An 18863-nucleotide genomic window follows, 5' to 3' on the forward strand; every position below is an offset into this window, starting at 1 on the left:
CTTCGAGGAATGCTTGTCGTTATTTGCTGTATGGCAGGGATAGCGGCGGCGGATGAAAAGAACATCCTGGTAACCAGCGGCAGTGATCGGGCCACCCCGATTGCAGTCGTGCCGTTCGGTTGGCAGGGCGGCAGCGTGCTGCCGGACGACATGGCCCAGATCGTCAGCGACGACCTGCGTAACTCCGGTTACTACGCGCCGATTCCAAAAGGCAACATGATCAGCCAGCCAACCCAGGCCAGCGAAGTCATCTTCCGTGACTGGAAGGCGGTGGGTGCCCAGTACCTGATGGTCGGCAGCATCACGCCGGCCGGCGGTCGCCTGCAGATCCAGTACACGTTGTTCAACGTGGCCACCGAGCAGCAGGTCTTGACCGGCAGCGTATCGGGTACCGCCGAACAACTGCGCGACATGGCTCACTACATCTCGGACCAGTCGTTTGAAAAACTCACCGGTATCAAGGGGGCGTTCTCGACGCGCCTACTGTATGTCACGGCTGAGCGTTTCTCTGTAGACAATACCCGCTACACCCTGCAGCGTTCGGACTACGACGGTGCTCGTGCAGTGACCTTGCTGCAGTCCCGTGAGCCAATCCTGTCGCCGCGCTTCGCGCCGGACGGCAAGCGTATTGCCTACGTATCGTTCGAACAGCGTCGCCCGCGTATCTTTGTGCAGCACATCGATACTGGCCGTCGTGAGCAGATCACCAACTTCGAAGGCCTCAACGGTGCGCCAGCCTGGTCGCCGGACGGTTCGCGCCTGGCTTTCGTGCTGTCCAAGGACGGCAACCCGGATATCTACGTGATGAACATGGCCTCGCGTCAACTCTCGCGTGTGACCAGCGGCCCGGGCATCAACACCGAACCGTTCTGGGGCAAGGATGGCTCGACCATCTACTTCACCTCCGACCGTGGCGGCAAGCCTCAGGTCTACAAGGCAAATGTGAACGGCGGCGGTGCGGAACGTGTGACCTTTATTGGTAACTACAACGCCAACCCCAAGCTTTCGGCCGATGAAAAGACGTTGGTGATGATTCACCGTCAGGATGGTTTCACTAATTTCCGGGTTGCGGCCCAGGATTTGCAGCGCGGAACCGTAAAAATCCTTACAGATACCAACCTTGATGAGTCAGCCACTGTTGCGCCCAACGGCACCATGGTAATCTACGCCACCCGCCAGCAGGGCCGGGGAGTCTTGATGCTCGTGTCCATCAACGGACGCGTAAGGCTCCCACTTCCTACCGCACAAGGCGAAGTCAGAGAACCATCCTGGTCCCCTTACCTGAACTGACGCGGCGCTACAAAAAGAAGTACTTAACACACTGGGGTTCATTAGGAGTTTCACGATGGAAATGCTGAAGTTTGGTAAGTTTGCTGCTCTGGCTCTGGCTCTGTCCGTAGCCGTTGGTTGCTCCTCTAAAGGCGGCGACAATGCCGGTGAAGGCGCAGCTGTTGATCCAAACGCTGGTTACGGCGCCAACACTGGTGCGGTCGACGGCTCCCTGAGCGAAGAAGCTGCTCTGCGCGCTATCACCACTTTCTACTTCGAATACGACAGTTCGGACCTGAAGCCAGAAGCCATGCGCGCTCTGGACGTTCACGCCAAGGACCTGAAAGCTAACGGCGCTCGCGTTGTTCTGGAAGGTAACACTGACGCCCGTGGTACTCGTGAGTACAACATGGCACTGGGCGAGCGTCGTGCGAAAGCCGTTCAGCGCTACCTGGTACTGCAAGGTGTTGCTCCAGGCCAACTGGAACTGGTTTCCTACGGTAAAGAGCGTCCAGTTGCAACTGGCAACGACGAACAGTCGTGGGCTCAGAACCGTCGCGTCGAACTGCGTAAGTAATTCGTCATGCGAACGTGCCGTCGTGCTCTAACTGTATTGGCTCTCAGCTTCGCACCGCTTGCGGTGTGGGCTGCGGTTCCTGTAACGGATAGCAACTCAGGCTATAACAATAGCGGGAGCAGTTATCCGCCAGCGGGTTATGGCACGAACGGCGCCTATGCGGGGGGAGCGGCTACGTCCGCTCCCTCGGCACAGGGCGAACTGTTCAACCAGCTGCAACGCATGCAGGATCAATTGGCCCAGCAACAAGGCGCCATTGAAGTACTGCAGAACCAGGTGAACCAGCTGAAGCAAGAAGGCCTGGAGCGTTACCAGGATCTTGACCGTCGTATTGGAGCCGGTGTTGCACCTGCCGCTACTCCTGATAATTCTTCTACCGGTGGCGCACCCAGTGCCGCTGCCGGTGGCGCAGCAGCGGGGGCCGCCGCTGCAGCTCCTGCCGCCAGCAGCGAACCGGGCGATCCAGCGAAGGAAAAACTGTATTACGATGCAGCCTTCGACCTGATCAAGGCCAAGGATTTCGATAAAGCCAGTCAGGCCTTCACCGCTTTCCTGCGCAAGTACCCCAACAGCCAGTACGCGGGCAATGCCCAGTACTGGTTGGGTGAGGTCAACCTGGCAAAGGGTGATTTGCAGGGCGCGGGCCAGGCTTTTGCCAAGGTCAGCCAGCTGTACCCCAAGCACGCCAAGGTTCCGGATTCGCTGTACAAACTCGCTGACGTAGAACGCCGCCTGGGTCACACCGACAAGGTCAAAGGTATTCTGCAGCAGGTGGTTGCCCAGTATCCGGGTACCTCCGCGGCGCAGTTGGCCCAGCGGGACCTGCAACGCTTGTAAGCAATGCAGCCCGTTCAGAAGAAACCCGCGCTTGTCGCGGGTTTTTTCGTTAGAATCCACGCCCTTTTATGAAACACGCTTCCTGGGGTTGACGCGTTGGCGCAATCCCTTGAAGTGCCTGACGGAGGCGGACAGCCTGTTTAGCTGTTACGCCCGTGGCGACTATGCAAGACACACTACGTATTACCGAAGTCTTTTACTCGTTGCAGGGTGAAACGCGCACTGCTGGCCTGCCCACCGTATTTGTACGGCTCACCGGCTGCCCGTTGCGTTGCCAATACTGTGACAGCGCCTACGCCTTCAGCGGCGGCACTGTGCGCACCCTCGACGACATCCTGGAACAGGTTGCCGGTTACCGGCCGCGCTACGTCTGCGTGACGGGCGGTGAGCCTCTGGCGCAACCCAACGCCATTCCGTTGCTCAAACAGCTGTGTGATGCCGGTTACGAGGTCTCGCTGGAAACCAGTGGCGCCCTGGACATCTCTGCGGTCGACCCGCGCGTCAGCCGAGTGGTTGACCTCAAGACCCCGGATTCCAAGGAAGCCCACCGCAACCGCTACGAGAACATGGACTTGCTGACGGCCAACGATCAGGTCAAGTTCGTCATCTGTTCACGTGACGATTATGACTGGGCCACCTCCAAGCTGATCCAGTATGGCCTGGAGCGTCGTGCGGGCGAGGTGCTGTTCTCGCCAAACCATCACGACCTGAATGCCCGTGACCTGGCGGATTGGGTAGTGGCGGACAACCTGCCGGTACGCCTGCAATTGCAGCTGCATAAGTACCTGTGGAACGACGAGCCGGGGCGCTGATTCGGCTGCTGCTTTAGGCGTTCTACCCACCGAATTACCGTTCAAATGCGTTTTTTCTGATTTATTTAAAATAAGGTGTTGAATAATCCTTAGAAATCAGTATTATACGCGCCACCACACAGCGGGTCGTTAGCTCAGTTGGTAGAGCAGTTGGCTTTTAACCAATTGGTCGTAGGTTCGAATCCCACACGACCCACCATTTTTGGCGGTTTAGAAAATCCGGAAGGCCCACGCAAGTGAGGATTTCCGGGTTTTTTTTTGCCTGTGATTTGGCCTGCCCGAGTCGACGTTGGGTCAACGTCTGCGCAAATTTCCGTTGTCGTTCAAAAATTCCTTAAATTCAAATATTCATATGCGGACCGGTGCTGACCCAATAGTCCGGGCGTTCGTGTGGGTGCTCAATGTGTATCAAATCTGATACCGCTGGTCGGAAAACAACCAATAACTTCAAGCAATATCCATTCTTATTCGATTATTTTCTTTATTCGTCAGCTAGTTACAGTTTTTTTAGGGCGTTACCTAAAGGTGGGTCAGTTTATTGGCGAGAAACGCGGTCGATGTTAGTTTGCCACCCTTCGTAAATTCGATGGATCGAACATGAATTCCCAACCGCCACGGACTCGGTATTCACTGAGCATTGCCCTGCTTGTCTGCCTCGCCTCCCCCAGCGTGATGGCGGCAACCCTTCCGGGTGATCAGGACCTGATCCGCGACCGGCAAAACCGCCTGTTGGAAGATCAGCAACGCCGCCTTGAACAACTCAAGGAACTGCCCGGCAAAGAGGCCAGGCCCGAAGCGCCAGCAGCCCCGGTGGACAGCCGTTGCTTCCCGATCCAAACCATTGAACTCCAGGGGGCCGACCACCTGCCTGCCCCTGAACGCGAGCGTCTGCTCAAACCGTACACCGGTCAATGCCTGGGCGTCTCACAACTCAACGCCCTGCTCAAAGACCTCACCGACTTCTACATCGACAAGGGCCTGATGACGAGTCGCGCCTACTTGCCGCAACAGGACATGTCCAAGGGGCATCTGCAAGTGCTGGTGGTGGAGGGCAAACTCGAAGGCTTGAAGGGCGCCGACAACAGCAAGTTGACGGACCGCGAGCTGGCCATGGCCTTTCCCGGCAAAAGCGGCGAGATATTGAACCTGCGAGAAATCGAGCAGGCCGTCGACCAACTCAATCGCTTGCCGTCCAATCAAGCCCAAATGGAGCTGACCCCGGGCGAGGCCGTGGGCGGCAGCTCGGTATTGGTCAAAAACACCCCGCAAAAGCCATGGCGCGCCAGCCTTTCACGTAACAACGACGGCCAGAAAAGCACCGGCGAACAGCAGTGGGGCACCGGCTTTGAATGGGACAGCCCGCTGGGCCTGGCCGATCAGCTGATTCTGCGCGGCGGCCATGACGCGGTCAGCGACCATCAGAAAACTTCCAAGAACGCGATGCTCTACTACAACGTTCCCTGGGGGTGGTGGAACTTCAGCTACAGCTACAACCAGAGCGATTACCGTTCGGTCGTCCAGGGCGACGGTTTCGACTTCAAGCAAACCGGTGACAGTGAAAACCATCAGTTACGCGCTGAGCGGGTGATCCACCGTGATGCCGTGAGCAAGACGTCGCTCAACGTCGGCTTGTCCCACCTGCGAACCAACAACTACATCGATAGCAGCCGCCTCAAAGAGAGCAGCAACCGCCTCAGTGAACTGCAGTTGGGCATCAACCATGGTCGTCGTATCGGCAGTGCGTTCGTCAACGTCGATGTGGGCATGCAAAACGGCACCGGCGCCTTCGACGCCCAAGGCAATCATAACCCCCTGCCTGGCGTGCCGGATGCGCGCTACCGCAAGTACACCGCCACCGTCAGCTACCTGCAACCCTTCACGCTGTGGGGCGAGTCGTTCAGTTTCACCAGCCTGGCCACCGGCCAACGCAGCGAAGACGTGCTGTTCAGCCCCCAGCGCATGAGCCTCGGTGGCTCGGCGTCGGTACGCGGCTACAAGGATCAGCAACTGACCGGCGACAGCGGCGGTTACTGGCGCAATGACCTGCGCTGGAGCCGCCCGGTGACCCTCGGTTGGCTGCGCCCGGTGTTCGGCGAGTACGGTGCCAGCGTGGGCTACGACCAAGGCGTGATCCGCAATGGTCGCTACAACGGCGAAGTGCACGGCCGCGTCTCGAGCAACTCCCTTGAGCTGTTCGCCCGCGGCCAACACGTGAGCACCAGCGTGACCTTTGCCCACTCGCTGGAACGACCGGCCGCGCTGCTTGAGCGCGAAGCACCGATCTACTTCCGCATGGATTTCTTCCTGTAATTCAACGCCCAGTTGCAACGAGAATTTGAAATGGATGTTCGCCAATTTGCCTTCCTGGTTCGCCAGCCTTCTGCTGCCCTGAAAAGCCGTGACGCGTTCCTGGGCCTGCCCAAACGTGGCGTGGCGCTGATCCTGGCCAACGCGCTGTTCTGGCAACCGCTGCTGGCCCAGGCCGAAGGCATCGTGGTCAGCGCGCCGGGCACCACGGTCGGCCAGGCGGGCAATGGCGTGCCGGTGGTAAACATCGCCGCCCCCAATGGCAGTGGCCTGTCCCACAACCAGTTCAAGGACTACAACGTCGGCGCCAACGGCGTGATACTCAACAACGCCACCGACCGTACCCAATCGACGCAACTGGGCGGCATCATCCTCGGCAACCCGAACCTGCAAGGCCGCGCCGCCAACATCATCCTCAACGAAGTCAACGGCGGCAGTCCCAGCCAACTGCGCGGCTACACCGAAGTGGCGGGCCAGTCGGCCAAGGTCATCGTCGCCAACCCCTATGGCATTACTTGCAGCGGCTGCGGCTTCATCAACACCCCCAACGTCACCCTGACCACCGGCAAACCGATACTCGACGCAAGCGGGCAACTGCAACGTTACCAGGTTGATGGCGGCGCCGTGACCATCGACGGCCAGGGCTTGAATGCCGATAACGTCGACCGCTTTGAAATCATCACCCGCTCGGCCAGGATTAACGCACAGATCAATGCGCGCAACTTAAGTGTGGTTGCCGGGCGCAATGACGTCGATGCTAAAAGCCTGCAAGCCACTGCCCGCGCCGACGACGGCAGCGCTAAGCCCGAGCTGGCGATTGATTCGACGGCGTTGGGTGGGATGTATGCCGGGGCGATCAAACTGGTGGGCACCGAGGCCGGGGTGGGCGTGAAGCTCGACGGTACGTTAATGGCCAGTGGCGGTGATATTCAGCTCGATGCCAATGGACGACTGAGTTTGGCTAATGCCAAAGCCAGCGAAGCGGTGGTGATCAAGGCCGGTCAATTGGACGCTGCGGGTGCGGTGTATGCCGGCACGCGAGTCGATGTACAAACTACGACAGGCCTGAGCAACCAGAAAAGCCTGGCGGCCCGCGACAGCATCACCGTGACCAGCGGTGGGGCGCTGGTCAACAGCGGCATCATCGAAGCCGGTGTCAACGCCGATGAAAGCCGCAATGCTGGTGGCGATGTCAGTCTGCGCGCGGCAAACCTGAGCAATAGCGGCAGCGTGGTTGCCAGCCGAACCCTTACCGCCACGGCCAACCAAACCTTGAACAATCAAGGCGGCACTCTGAGCGGTACCACCGCCGTGATTAACGCCGGTCAACTCGACAACCGTGGCGGTCGTGTACTGGGTACGGACTCGCTCAAGGTCACGGCCACCGGTCTGGATAACCGCACCAACGGTCTGCTGCACAGTGAAAACAGCACCGACGTTACGGTGACCGCTGCGCTGGATAACCAGAACGGTCGCGTGATCGGCCTCAAGAACCTGACGCTCAACGCCGGCCAACTGACTAACGATAACGGCCTGGTCGCCAGCCAGGCGCAGGCCCGTGTAACCGCAGGGCAACTGAGTAACCAGGCGGGTGAAATCTCTGCCAGCCAGACAACCGTGATTGCCACGAACCTGGATAACCGTTCAGGAAAATTGCTGGGCAGCAACCTCAACGTAACCGCCAGCGGTGCCATCGATAACCGCCTGGGGATTTTCTCTGCGTCCAGCCTGACAGTACAGGCGGCCAGCCTGGATAACCGCGACAAAGGTTCCATCGCCGCCCAAGGCGTGATGAACCTGACCGTCGCCGGGCTGCTGGACAATCGCAATGAAGGCAACCTCGTCAGCCAGGGGGCTCAACAAATAACCGCAGGGCAGTTGAACAACAGCCAGGGCGGCCTGGTGTCCAGCAAAACCACCCTGGCGTTGCACGGCGACAGCCTGATCAACCAGGGTGGCGTGGTCATTGCCGACGGCGCGCTGACCCTCACCGGCGGCGATCTGGATAACAGCCAAGCGGGCGTGATCAGCACCAAGGCCGCCGCGCACGTGCAACTGAACCAGTTGAACAACAGCAATGGCGGCAAGTTGGGCAGCGATGGTGCGCTGACCCTCAACGCCAACCAACTCGAAAACGGCGCCGGTCGTATCAGCGCCAAGGGCGACCTGCAGGCAACCGTCGGTGTGCTCAATCAACAAGCGGGCGAACTCGTCAGCGACGGTGCGCTGAACCTGACCGGCGCGTCCCTGGATAACCGCAACGGCGGCCTTATCGCTGCCACCAAGGGCGTGGACCTGCGCAGCCAGACCATCCTCAATCAGCAAGGCGAGATCTCCAGCCAGGCCAGGGTGCTGGTGGTCGCCGATCAACTGAACAACACCACCGGCAAGGTCATCGGCGACAGCGGCCTGACGCTCACGGTGCAGCGCCTGCTCAACCAGAGCAACGGCTTGCTGGCGGGGCGTGAGAGCCTGGCATTGAATGGCGACCAACTGGATAACAGCCTGGGTGGCCGCGTTACCAGCCAAAAAGACCTGACCATTAGCCTGACCGGAGGCTTGCTCAACCAAGGGCAGGGCACGCTGCTGAGCGAGGGCGGACTGACCGTCAGGGCTGGCACCCTGGATAACAGCCGGGGCGGTATTCTTTCTGCGGCCAATGCGCTGTCGATCACCACCCAGGGCCAACTGAACAATCAGGCTGGCAAGCTGCTGGCCGATGGCACCGCCACGCTGGTCAGCACTGCGCTGAACAACAGCCAGGGCGGCGTGATCAGCGCCAAGCAACAGGTGGACGTGCGCAGCGCCGGCCTGGACAACAGCCAGCGCGGCAGCATCAGCAGTGACGCTGGCATCACCCTCAACGCAGGGCGACTGGACAACAGCCAACAAGGTTCGATCTTCGCCAAGTCCACGGTCAAGGCAACCCTGACCGGGCTGGACCAACATGATCGTGGCGAGCTGATCAGCAATACCAGCATCGACCTGGACTTGAGCCATGGGCAACTGATCAACCGTGACCACGGCCTGATCGCGACACCGGGCCAACTGCTGCTGAAAAACCTGGGCACCGTCGACAACAGTCAGGGCGGTGAAATCTCCAGCACCCAATCATTCCTGTTGATGGCCGATGCGCTGAATAACCGCGGCGGTAAAGTCATCAGTGGCGACAGCCTGCAGGTACGTATCGCCAAGGCGCTGGATAACAGTGTGGAAGGTGTACTGTCCGCCAAGAGCGTTCTGCAGGTGGCAGCTGACAGCCTGGACAACCAGGCCGGTGGCGCGCTCGCCAGCCGTGGTGCGCTGGAGCTGAAGGTCACCGGCGTGCTGGATAACCATAACCAGGGGCAGATCTTTGCCGCTACGGTTTTGACGACCACCTCAGGCTCCTTGAACAACAGCGACAAGGGCAGCCTCTCGGCCGGCACGCTACAGACGCTCAACACCGGCGCGCTGGACAATCACCAGGGCGGGCGAATCGTCAGCGATGGTAGCCAGACGGTCACCGCCGCCAATGTGGATAACCGCGCGGGTGTGATCGGCAGTCAACAGGCGTTGAACCTGACCACTGCCAACCTCGATAACACTGCCGGGTTGATCAACAGCCAGGCTGATTTGACTCTGACCGGGCAAACAGTCGACTCAAGCCTGGATGGCGAAATCTCAGCCAGGGGCGACTTGAAACTCATCGTCCAACAGCTGATCCAGCGCCAGGGCCGCTTGATCGGCGAACGCACTGTGAGCCTCGATCTGCAAGGCGGCAATCTCGATAACAGCGCAGGCTTGATCAGCGCCAAAGGCCCGCTGACCTTCGCGCGCCTGGTTAACCTGACCAACCGAGAACAAGGCGAAATCTCCAGCCAGACGGCGTTCACCATCGCCGCCAAACGCATCGATAACGGTGATCGCGGGGTCATCCTCAGTGCCGATCAATTGCGCCTTGAAGCGGATACCGTGGTCAACGCCAACAAGGGCTTGATCTCCGGCTGGAACGGTCTGACGGTGGTCGGCAATGGCCTCGACAACAGCGCCGAGGGCACGTTGTCGAGCAAGAGTGGCACCCTGCACACTGACCTCACCGGTGTATTGGATAACCACGCGGCGGGCGCCCTGGTCAGCATGGGCAAACAAACGCTCATCGCGGGCAGCCTGAACAATGATCAGGGGATCATCTCCGGCCAGGCCGATGTCGACCTCAACGTTGCCGGTCGCCTGGATAACAGCAACAACGGCCTGATTTCCGCAGCTCAACACCTGGGCTTCAATAATGCCCAGAGTCAAATTCTCAACCGTGGTGGGCGTATCAACGCCGCCAACATCACCTTTATCGGCGAGAGTCTCGACAACAGTGCTGGCCAACTGATCAGCCAGGGCACCTTGGACGGCACCCTCAGTGGTGCGCTGATCAACGCCAACAATGCGCGCCTGGCCAGTGGCGCAGCCCTGTTGCTGAACGCCGCCAGCCTGGGCAACCGAGGCGGCCAACTGGTCAGCCAGGATCGCCTTGACCTGACCCTCGCCAATGGCGATCTGGATAACAGCGCCAAAGGCACCCTCGCCAGCCAGAAAGACCTGGTGATCAAGCTGTTGGCCGGTGACGTTCAAAACCAGCAAGACGGCCTGATGTTCAGCCAGAAGGGCAAGCTCGACCTTACCGCCCGCACCCTCACCAACGATCAAGGCACGCTGCAAAGCCAGACCGATAACCGCCTGCGCCTCAGCGGCGCCCTGAGTAACCAGGGCGGCCGCGTCGACAGCCTCAGTGGCAACCTGGACCTGGAAACCGCCAGTGTAGCCAACACGGCCGGTGGCGTACTCAACAGCAGCAAGGGCTGGGTCAAACTGGTCACTGGGTTGTTCACTAACAGCAACGGCATCACTCAGGCGCAGTCGCTGGATATCCAAGCCAAGGGCGGGCTGCTCAACCAAATGGGGCATTTATCCGCACTCGGCGGTGAAAGCCGCATCGTCACCACGACCTTCAATAACCAGGGCGGCGGTGTCTACGCCGATACCTTGCTCAAGGTCACTGCCCAGGCTTTCGATAACCAGGGCACGGCGGCCGGTAAGGGCGGCAAGGTCGGTGCACGCAATATCGACTTTGGCCTCACTGGCGCCCTGAGCAATGGCTATGGCCTGATTGAAAGCGACGACGTCCTGCGCCTTGCTGCGCAAACCATCAACAACGTCGGCGGTAACCTGCGGGCCATGGGCCGTACGGGCACGACCGACATCGATGTTTCCGGCCTGTTCGATAACCGCTTCGGCGTGCTTGAAAGCGCCAACGAACACCTGAACCTGCAAGCCGCCGGCCTGGACAATAACGGCGGGCGCATCGTACACACCGGCACCGGTACGTTCGACCTGACCTCCGACCAAGTCACCCGGGCCGGCGGCAGCTTCGTCACCAACGGCCAGTTGGACATCAAGGCTGCCAGTTGGACCAACAGCAGCGTGATCCAGGCCGGGCGCCTGAACCTCGACATCGGCCAGTTCACCCAGACCGCCAGCGGCCAGTTGCTCGGTGCACAAAGCCTGGTCGGCATTGGCGACACCTGGACCAACGACGGCCTTCTGGCCAGTGATGGCACCCTCAGTGTGACGCTCACCGGTGGCTACAGCGGCAACGGCCGCGTCAGCAGCCTGGGCAACATGAGCCTCACCAGCGCCAGCATGGACCTGGGCGAGAACGCCCGCATTGCCGGCGGCGCACTCAACCAGGTCACTAGCACGAGCCTGAATAACCACGGGCGCCTGACTGCCATCGGCGACCTGACAGTCAATGCCACCACCCTGAACAACTACGGCACCCTGGGCGGCGCCGGAAAAGTCCGGCTGAACGCCACGCACCTGGTCAATGACAAGGGCTTGCTCTTCAGCGGCAACGACATGGCGTTGCGCGTCAATGATTTCAGCAACCGCTATGGCGACGTCTACAGCCTCGGCGCCCTGGACATCGCCCGGGATGATGCGAGCGCGCGCAGCAGCCTGATCGAGAACGTCTCCGGCAGCCTGGAAAGTGGCACCGGCATGCGCTTGCTGGCAGACACCCTGAGCAACCGTCGTGACCAGTTCACCACTGAAATGAAGCTGGTGTCGGGCAACCTCAATATCTATTGGAACGACTACTGCAAAGGCAAAGGCTGCGAGCTGTACTTCAACTCGGTGGAGAAATACGAAGATGTCATCACCGGCAGCTCGGCCTCTGCGTTCATCAACGCCGGTGGCGACCTGACTGTGGGCAGCCAGACCTTCGATAACCTTTATAGCTCGGTATCCGCCGCCGGGAATATCCTGATCAACACCGATGTGCTGACCAACCGCGGCGCGGCAGGCGGCGAAGAGCGTCACTTCAATTCCGGGCTCTATACCCGCGACCGTGGCATCTACAACACCTTCATGGAGCGCCAGAACCAGTTCAACATCTACAACAATCCCAACTCAGGCGACTACCGCCCGGGCCAGATGACGATGGACCAGGTCAGGGCAGGCGTTGGCAATTTCTATGAAAGCAGTAGCTATGTAGTGCCCACCACCGGCAGCGTGATTGCACAGGCGGTGATTCAGGCCGCAGGTGCGGTGACGGTCAATGCGACCTCCAGGATCGACAACAGCGTCATCCGCCCCAACGCCACCAACATCGACACCCCGGCGGCCAACCGCAACACCAACTCGGATGTATTTGCCTCCACGGTAAAACCGGCGATCACCGCACAGTTACCGCCAGACCTGGCCCAACGCCAAGTCAACCCGGTGACCTTGCCAGGCTTCAGTTTGCCGACCAGCCAGAACGGCCTGTTCCGTCTCAGCGGCCAGGCAGCGAACGCGGGTGTAGCGGGTAAAGCGGACACCGCTACCGGTGACTTCAGCGTCAACGGGCGTGTCATCACCGCCGCCGACCGCGAAAAAAACCTCGACTACACCGCCGTGCAAGAACGCGGTTTCAGCCTCGACGGCCAGCCCGTCAGCGGCGCAGTCAACGGCCAAGCCCCGCTGGCTCTGGACAGCCGTGCCCCATCAGTCACCCGCGTACAAGGCCTGCCGGAAATCACCCCGGTAGATAACAGCCACAAATACCTGATCGAAACCAACCCGGCGCTCACCGACCTCAAGCAGTTCATGAGCTCCGACTACCTGCTCGGCAAACTCGGCTACAACCCCGACGCCAGCTGGAAGCGCTTGGGCGATGGCCTGTACGAGCAACGCCTGATCCGCGAAGCCGTGGTGGCCCGCACCGGCCAACGCTACATCAACGGCCTTGCCAGTGATGACCAGTTGTTCCGCTACCTGATGGACAACGCCATCTCCTACAAGGACTCGCTCAACCTGCAACTGGGCGTGTCCCTTACCGCTGAGCAAGTGGCGGCGCTGACCCACGACATCGTGTGGATGGAAGAAGCCGAGGTCAACGGCCAGAAAGTCCTGACCCCCGTGCTCTACCTGGCCCAGGCCAACAACCGCCTGGCCCCCAACGGCGCGCTGATTCAGGGCCAGGACGTGAGCCTGGTCACCGGCGGCGACCTGCACAACAGCGGCACCCTGCGGGCCACCAACAACCTCAGCATGGTCGCCGGCAACATCGACAACAGCGGCCTGATGCAAGCCGGCAACCGCCTGGAAATGCTCGCCACCGACTCGATCCGCAACAGCCGTGGCGGCATCATCAATGGCCGCGACATCAGCGCCACTGCTGTGACCGGCGACATCATCAACGAGCGCACCGTCACCACCTTTAAACAGGAAGGCCAGGGCTACCAACTGCGCAACGACGTGGCCAGCGAAGCCTCCCGCTTCGAAGCCACCGACACGCTCAAACTGAACGCCGGCCGCGACGTGCTCAACCTCGGCAGCAACCTCAAGGCCGGTGGCAACGCCAGCGTAACCGCAGGGCGCGACGTACTGATCGCCAGCCAGACCGAACAGGACGACTACGCCTACCAACGCCGCCGCATCAGCGGCACCGAGCAAACCATCCTGCAACACACCTCCGCCGTGGACGTGGGCGGCAACCTCGCCATCGACGCCCGGCGCGACATCGCCGTGGTCGCCAGCACCGTCAGCGCCGCCAAAGACCTCAGCGTCAAAGCCGGCGAAAACCTGACCCTGGCCGCCGCCGCCAACGAACAACACGACTACTCCAAAGGCAAAAAAGGCGGCACCAAAACCACTACTCAACTGGACGACGTCACCCAACAAAGCGCCGAACTCAAAGTCGGCGGCGACCTGATCGCCATCGCCGGCACCGACCTGACTTTGGTTGCCAGCAAGATCAGCGCAGGCAATGAAGCCTATGTGCATGCGGATAACGAACTGCAAATGCTGGCGGCGCAGGACAGTCATTACTCGCTGTATGACATGAGCAAGAAGGGCAATTGGGGCAGCAAGAAGACTCAGCGTGATGAAGTGACCGATGTGAAGAGTGTCGGGAGCGAGATCAAGACTGGGGGTGATCTGACGCTGGAGAGTGGTGGGGATCAGAAGTATCAGGCGGCGAAGCTTGAGAGTGGTGGGGATATTGCGATTGTCAGTGGGGGGGCGGTTGAGTTTGAGGCGGTGAAGGATCTGCATCAGGAGAGTCATGAGAAGAGCAATAACAATGCCTTCTGGGTGTCCTCCAAAGGCAAAGGCAACACCGACGAAACACTGCGCCAGACCCAGATGGTTGCCGAGGGCAACATCGCGATCAAGGCGGTGGAAGGCCTGAAGATCGACGTCAATCAGGTCAATCAACAGACCGTCAGCCAATCGATTGAGGCGATGGTCAAGGCCGATCCGCAACTGGCCTGGATTAAGGATGCAGAGGCTCGTGGGGATGTGGACTGGAGGCAGGTCAAGGAGATTCATGACAGCTTCAAGTACAGCAACTCAGGGTTGGGGCCTGCGTCGCAGATCATTATTGCGATTGTGATGGCGGCGGTGGTTGGGCCGTTGGCTGCGGGTGCGGCTGCCAGCGCAGGGGCGGGCGTTGGCGTGGCAGCTGGAGCTGGAGCAGTGGCTGCAGGAGCAGCGACCAACGCTACGGTCAGTGTCGTTAACAACCGTGGCAACTTGGGCGCGGTACTCAAGGACGTGACTTCTTCGGATGCGATGAAGGGGTATGTGATTGCTGGCGTCACGGCTGGCATGACCGCTGCATATTTTGGTGATTGGACGGGGACTCAAACAAACACAATCACTGGGAAAGTCACGACGCCAGGTCTACTGAATACGTGGAGCGGTGTCGGTAAATTTGCCGCCAACCAGACGTTGCAAAGCGGCACATCCATGCTGCTGAGCAAGGCACTCGGGCAGGGCGGTAGCGCCAGCGATGCATTAAAAAGTGCGCTGTTCAATACGTTGGCGGCAGCTAGTTTCAATCTGGTGGGAAATTACACCCAAGGTGTAGTTGCCGATGGGTCGGCACCCAAGATTGCGATTCACGCGATGGTAGGTGGTTTGCTGGCTGAGGCTACGGGCGGCGATTTTAAAACCGGTGCGTTGGCAGCGGGGGCGAATGAGGCGCTGGTTACTCATCTGAATACGCTGGTTAACGGCAACGAAGAGTTGCTGACGATGAGTTCGCAGATCGTGGGTGTGTTGGCGGCTGCGGGGCAGAAAGATGCGGACGCTGCCAAGATCGAGAAAGGGGCTTGGGTTGCGCAAAACCTGACGCAATACAATTTTCTGGAGCATCTGCCACCAGGCTTAAGTGAATACGGATCAGCGGCGACTACTCTGGCAAAGGACATGCTGGAAAAAGGTGCCACTAACGACCAAATTGCCCAAGCACAGCTGGAGCTGGCCCAAGGACAAGGTTTTGAAGGGGTTCAACCGGCTAACGAGTTCGTCAAGGCTTGGGGCTATTTTATGGCCGGTGAACTCACAGGTGCTGGGCTGGCGGCAGTATTAGGTCGGCTTGTGATGGGAGGTGCAAAAGGATTGCCTTCCGCCCTGCAAAATTTCGGCGGCCGCACTTTCGATGATCTATCTGCCGCAGCTTCAAATCCTATCAATAAGGAAGGTCTGACAGAGGCTGCTAGGGCGCTCACAAAGCATGCTTCTGGCCAGCGAGCTACTGGAACGTTCCCAAAACTCACAGGTGGAATTGAAAAGCAAAATGCAACTGCACTCGGTATTATTGATGACGTTCTCAAGAATCCAAATTCAACATTCTCAAATTTGAGTCGCGGTGGGCTAGAGGTCCGGGCTCCCGATGGAAGAGGTCTGCGCTACAATAATGATGGCTCATTTTCTGGGTTTTTGGACCCTAAGGCGAAACCATGAAACTTGAAAGTAATTCGGATTTTGAAGTTCTGGGCTTTAGTGATAATCGCTATAAAAGGCTGACTGCGGAGATTCAATATAAAGGCGAACCAATTGCTCAAGTTAATCAGGATAAAGGAGTGGACGCTTTAGAGGTGGAGATCTTTGCTGACTTAAGTAGCGCGACTTTGAGAGTTCCATTCTCTGGTTTTTTTGAGGCGATGATTCTAGCGAAAGATTTCATTGTTGAGTCGGGGTGAGGCTAGAAGAAAAAATGGGGCAAATTTGAGCGTCACTTACTTGACAAGAAAAGGGGGCAGGTTTTTTGAGGTTTGGGCTTTGTGAAGATCTTGAGACGTAGCGGATGAGTCTCTGAAAAAATAAATCTGTCCATTTTTTTTCGTTCAATTACCTTACAAAGGTTCCACCGTTATCGGTCATGCACTATCGAAGCACGCGGGTAGAAATCCTGATATTTGGGGTAAGACTACAGGGTCTATGGCTACTTGGAACGAGCAGGCTATGAAGCAGTTACGTGAAATAATACGTGCTCCCGGCGAGTTTAAGTCGGTGACAACAGAAAAAGGAATTCCATTTATAGAGAAACGTCTTGGCGACGGGCGTGGCATACGGTTGAATTTAGATGGGGCATTTAAAGGGTTTGTCGACTAATTTATGAAAGAGTTATATGAGGTTGTTCTAGGTGGTGTGGTTGAAGACGATATTATTATTCTTCTGAAGGATTTGGAGAGTCATTCGGAGCGCGTCGACGATGTGACAGCTTCAGAAGTGCTCGGTATTGCGAGTTGCTTGGGCCTTGATCAAAGTATGGTTGCGGAGCTTTGTCGTTTTGAAGGTGATGTTTGTGTGTCTGCTAAGTTGTATGGTTTTGATATTGTATCTGCTTCCTCCGATTTTTTTGTATTACTTAGAGTTGTAAAATGTGGGGGCGGTGTTGACGTAGAGCTGTGTTTTGACGATTCTGTTTTTAGTGATGTTGATAAAGTTATGCTTCTACTGCAGAAATATCTGAAAGAGATTTCTGATAGAGTTCGTATGAAGGAGTATTACGGAGGGATGGAGCCTGCTAAAGACTTAGGAACTCGGTACTTTACTGGCGAAATGTTAGGCCCTCTGGTTACGCGTTTTCGCTGACAGGTGGCAAAATGGGTGAGTATAAGCCTACATCCACGAAAACGACTTACGATCCAAAGGTTCTGCCGGATAGCAGGGTGGCTGATATGTCTAGTCGAGCGGCAGTCCAAGCCGAGTCTTTGTTTAAAACCAACCCAGCGTTGAGAGAAGCTAGTATTAAAGTTGATGGCTATCACTTCCAAGTGACACGTAATAGCAAGACAGGAGAAATAACAAATTCCTTTATCACTATGCCCCCGAGGACAAACTAATGGATAGCTTGGCTTGGCTTAAGAGGTTCAAGGAGTCATTTGCTTCAACTGGTCTGGACTATGAAGATCTTTACGAATTGATAGAGGCTTCTATGGCGAGGGGAAGGACTAATTTTCCAGCGTTCATCTATGACGCTTCGCAGGGATTTGGCTTCTCTGTGAGTGAAGGTTTTTTTTACGCCCTTGATCAGGACTGGGACGATCCAGAAAGTTTCAATAAGGTTAGTTTCTTTTTGGGCGAAGTGGAAACTTCAAGTATCCCAGTGCCTGACTACGTTTCCCTGATGAAAATTGCAGCAGATGTTTATTCTGCTTTCTTTCCTGATGATGGGGATGGCGTTCTAAGGTCTGCTGAAAGATTAGAAGAGCGTTACTCAAAAAAATTTTCAGTCTAGTTGGAGTGGAAAAGGGGCAGATTTATTTGATTGCTCTATTGGCGGTTTGCTGTTTAATAACGTGGTTTTATTTTTTGGTACCTGCTAGCTTTATAGTTAGCCAAAATGGATGTCTATAAGGCACCATTTTTTTGTAAGTATTCAATTGTTTAAATATAAGTGATAGATGGGGTAGGCCACGATATTTCGAATAAAACTGCGTAACCTATCCTCATCTATTTTTCTCCATTAAAAATCAGAGGGTTACTGGACTCGTTTTTTTCAGAGCATCGTTTACTAGAAGGTGCGCGCTTTCGATCAGCTGGGCCAACCCGAAGGTTTGAAGTCGCTGTGATCCGTTTGAGGAAAACGCCTGTTCATTCGCCATTGCTGATGCCGAAGCCAAAAGCTCACTCGCATTGAGAAAAAAGGGGACAGATTTATTTTTTCCCCATTTGCTAGGCTGTAATTCTCTAAGGAAGGAGGTTACCTATGCCCAGAGTGGGACGTGTCGTTTTGCCCAACTATCCTCATCATGTTGTACAGCGTGGTCACAACCGCCAGGTGATCTTTGCTGCCGAGGAGGACTACCAGCGCTACGTGAGAGACCTTCGAGAGCTTAAGGACGCATTTGGCATAAAAATATACGCCTACTGTTTGATGACAGAAAAAAGGGGACAGATTTATTTTTTTCCATTTGCTAGGCTGTAATTCTCTAAGGAAGGAGGTTACCTATGCCCAGAGTCGGACGTGTCGTTTTGCCCAACTATCCTCATCATGTTGTACAGCGTGGTCACAACCGCCAGGTGGTCTTTGCTGCCGAGGAGGACTACCAGCGCTACGTGAGAGACCTTCGAGAGCTTAAGGACGCATTTGGCATAAAAATATACGCCTACTGTTTGATGACTAATCATGTCCATTTACTGGTTTCTCCGGGTAACTCGGTTGCAGGGCTAGGGCAGTTAATGAAGGCGCTCGCGGCTCGGGCCACTCGGTATCGAAACAGGTTAGAAGGGCGGACAGGTACATTATGGGAGGG

At 57.3% G+C, this 18863-nt stretch carries 11 protein-coding genes, 1 tRNA gene and 2 pseudogenes; 13 read left to right on the forward strand and 1 reads right to left on the reverse strand.

Annotated elements, in window-relative coordinates:
* The first annotated feature begins 9 nt into the window (after nucleotides 1–9).
* The 11 genes from tolB to GIW79_RS19805 all read left to right on the forward strand — a co-directional run bounded on the left by tolB (nucleotide 10) and on the right by GIW79_RS19805 (nucleotide 17845).
* Nucleotides 10–1290 carry a Tol-Pal system beta propeller repeat protein TolB gene (gene tolB, locus GIW79_RS19755; RefSeq protein ID WP_032874245.1) on the forward strand — a complete coding sequence of 427 codons (1281 nt, stop codon included), beginning with the start codon at nucleotides 10–12 and terminating at the stop codon, nucleotides 1288–1290.
* A gap of 55 nt (nucleotides 1291–1345) precedes the next feature.
* Nucleotides 1346–1846 (forward strand): peptidoglycan-associated lipoprotein Pal, encoded by a 501-nt coding sequence (gene pal / locus GIW79_RS19760; RefSeq protein WP_003193861.1) that lies wholly within the window; start codon nucleotides 1346–1348, stop codon nucleotides 1844–1846.
* 6 nt (nucleotides 1847–1852) lie between these two features.
* A complete protein-coding gene (ybgF, locus tag GIW79_RS19765; RefSeq protein WP_054898000.1) occupies nucleotides 1853–2683 on the forward strand; it encodes a tol-pal system protein YbgF in 831 nt (276 codons plus the stop codon).
* A 164-nt stretch (nucleotides 2684–2847) separates the two neighbouring features.
* Entirely contained in the window at nucleotides 2848–3495 is a 648-nt protein-coding gene (gene queE / locus GIW79_RS19770) for a 7-carboxy-7-deazaguanine synthase QueE (RefSeq protein ID WP_236455364.1), read from the forward strand.
* A 123-nt stretch (nucleotides 3496–3618) separates the two neighbouring features.
* Nucleotides 3619–3694 (forward strand) — tRNA-Lys (locus tag GIW79_RS19775).
* 398 nt (nucleotides 3695–4092) lie between these two features.
* Nucleotides 4093–5805, forward strand: coding sequence for a ShlB/FhaC/HecB family hemolysin secretion/activation protein (locus tag GIW79_RS19780; protein ID WP_054897999.1), 1713 nt, complete (start codon nucleotides 4093–4095; stop codon nucleotides 5803–5805).
* 30 nt (nucleotides 5806–5835) lie between these two features.
* A complete protein-coding gene (locus GIW79_RS19785) occupies nucleotides 5836–16065 on the forward strand; it encodes a two-partner secretion domain-containing protein (RefSeq protein WP_236455366.1) in 10230 nt (3409 codons plus the stop codon).
* Complete coding sequence (locus GIW79_RS19790; RefSeq protein ID WP_054897997.1) at nucleotides 16062–16304, forward strand: hypothetical protein; 243 nt, start codon at nucleotides 16062–16064, stop codon at nucleotides 16302–16304. Before GIW79_RS19785 ends, GIW79_RS19790 begins: the two co-directional genes overlap by 4 nt.
* 262 nt (nucleotides 16305–16566) lie before the next feature.
* Nucleotides 16567–16716, forward strand: coding sequence for a hypothetical protein (locus GIW79_RS19795; RefSeq protein WP_164919369.1), 150 nt, complete (start codon nucleotides 16567–16569; stop codon nucleotides 16714–16716).
* A 3-nt stretch (nucleotides 16717–16719) separates the two neighbouring features.
* Nucleotides 16720–17199, forward strand: coding sequence for a hypothetical protein (locus GIW79_RS19800; RefSeq protein WP_054897996.1), 480 nt, complete (start codon nucleotides 16720–16722; stop codon nucleotides 17197–17199).
* A 250-nt stretch (nucleotides 17200–17449) separates the two neighbouring features.
* A complete protein-coding gene (locus GIW79_RS19805; protein ID WP_054918452.1) occupies nucleotides 17450–17845 on the forward strand; it encodes a hypothetical protein in 396 nt (131 codons plus the stop codon).
* A 235-nt stretch (nucleotides 17846–18080) separates the two neighbouring features.
* On the opposite strand, the pseudogene GIW79_RS29870 reads toward GIW79_RS19805, so the two are convergent.
* Nucleotides 18081–18236 (reverse strand): annotated as a pseudogene (locus GIW79_RS29870) (DUF6124 family protein); the annotation flags it as partial.
* Between the two features lie 80 nt (nucleotides 18237–18316).
* Here GIW79_RS29870 and GIW79_RS19810 point away from each other — a divergent pair.
* Both GIW79_RS19810 and GIW79_RS19815 read left to right on the forward strand, forming a co-directional pair.
* A pseudogene (locus GIW79_RS19810) lies at nucleotides 18317–18490 on the forward strand (transposase); the annotation flags it as partial.
* A 68-nt stretch (nucleotides 18491–18558) separates the two neighbouring features.
* Nucleotides 18559–18863 (forward strand): transposase (locus tag GIW79_RS19815; protein ID WP_236477406.1); only part of this gene is annotated, 305 nt, incomplete at its 3' end.

Origin of the sequence: Pseudomonas sp. PA-7-1E (assembly GCF_021605325.1) — a bacterium.
Taxonomy (GTDB): domain Bacteria; phylum Pseudomonadota; class Gammaproteobacteria; order Pseudomonadales; family Pseudomonadaceae; genus Aquipseudomonas; species Aquipseudomonas fluorescens_BV.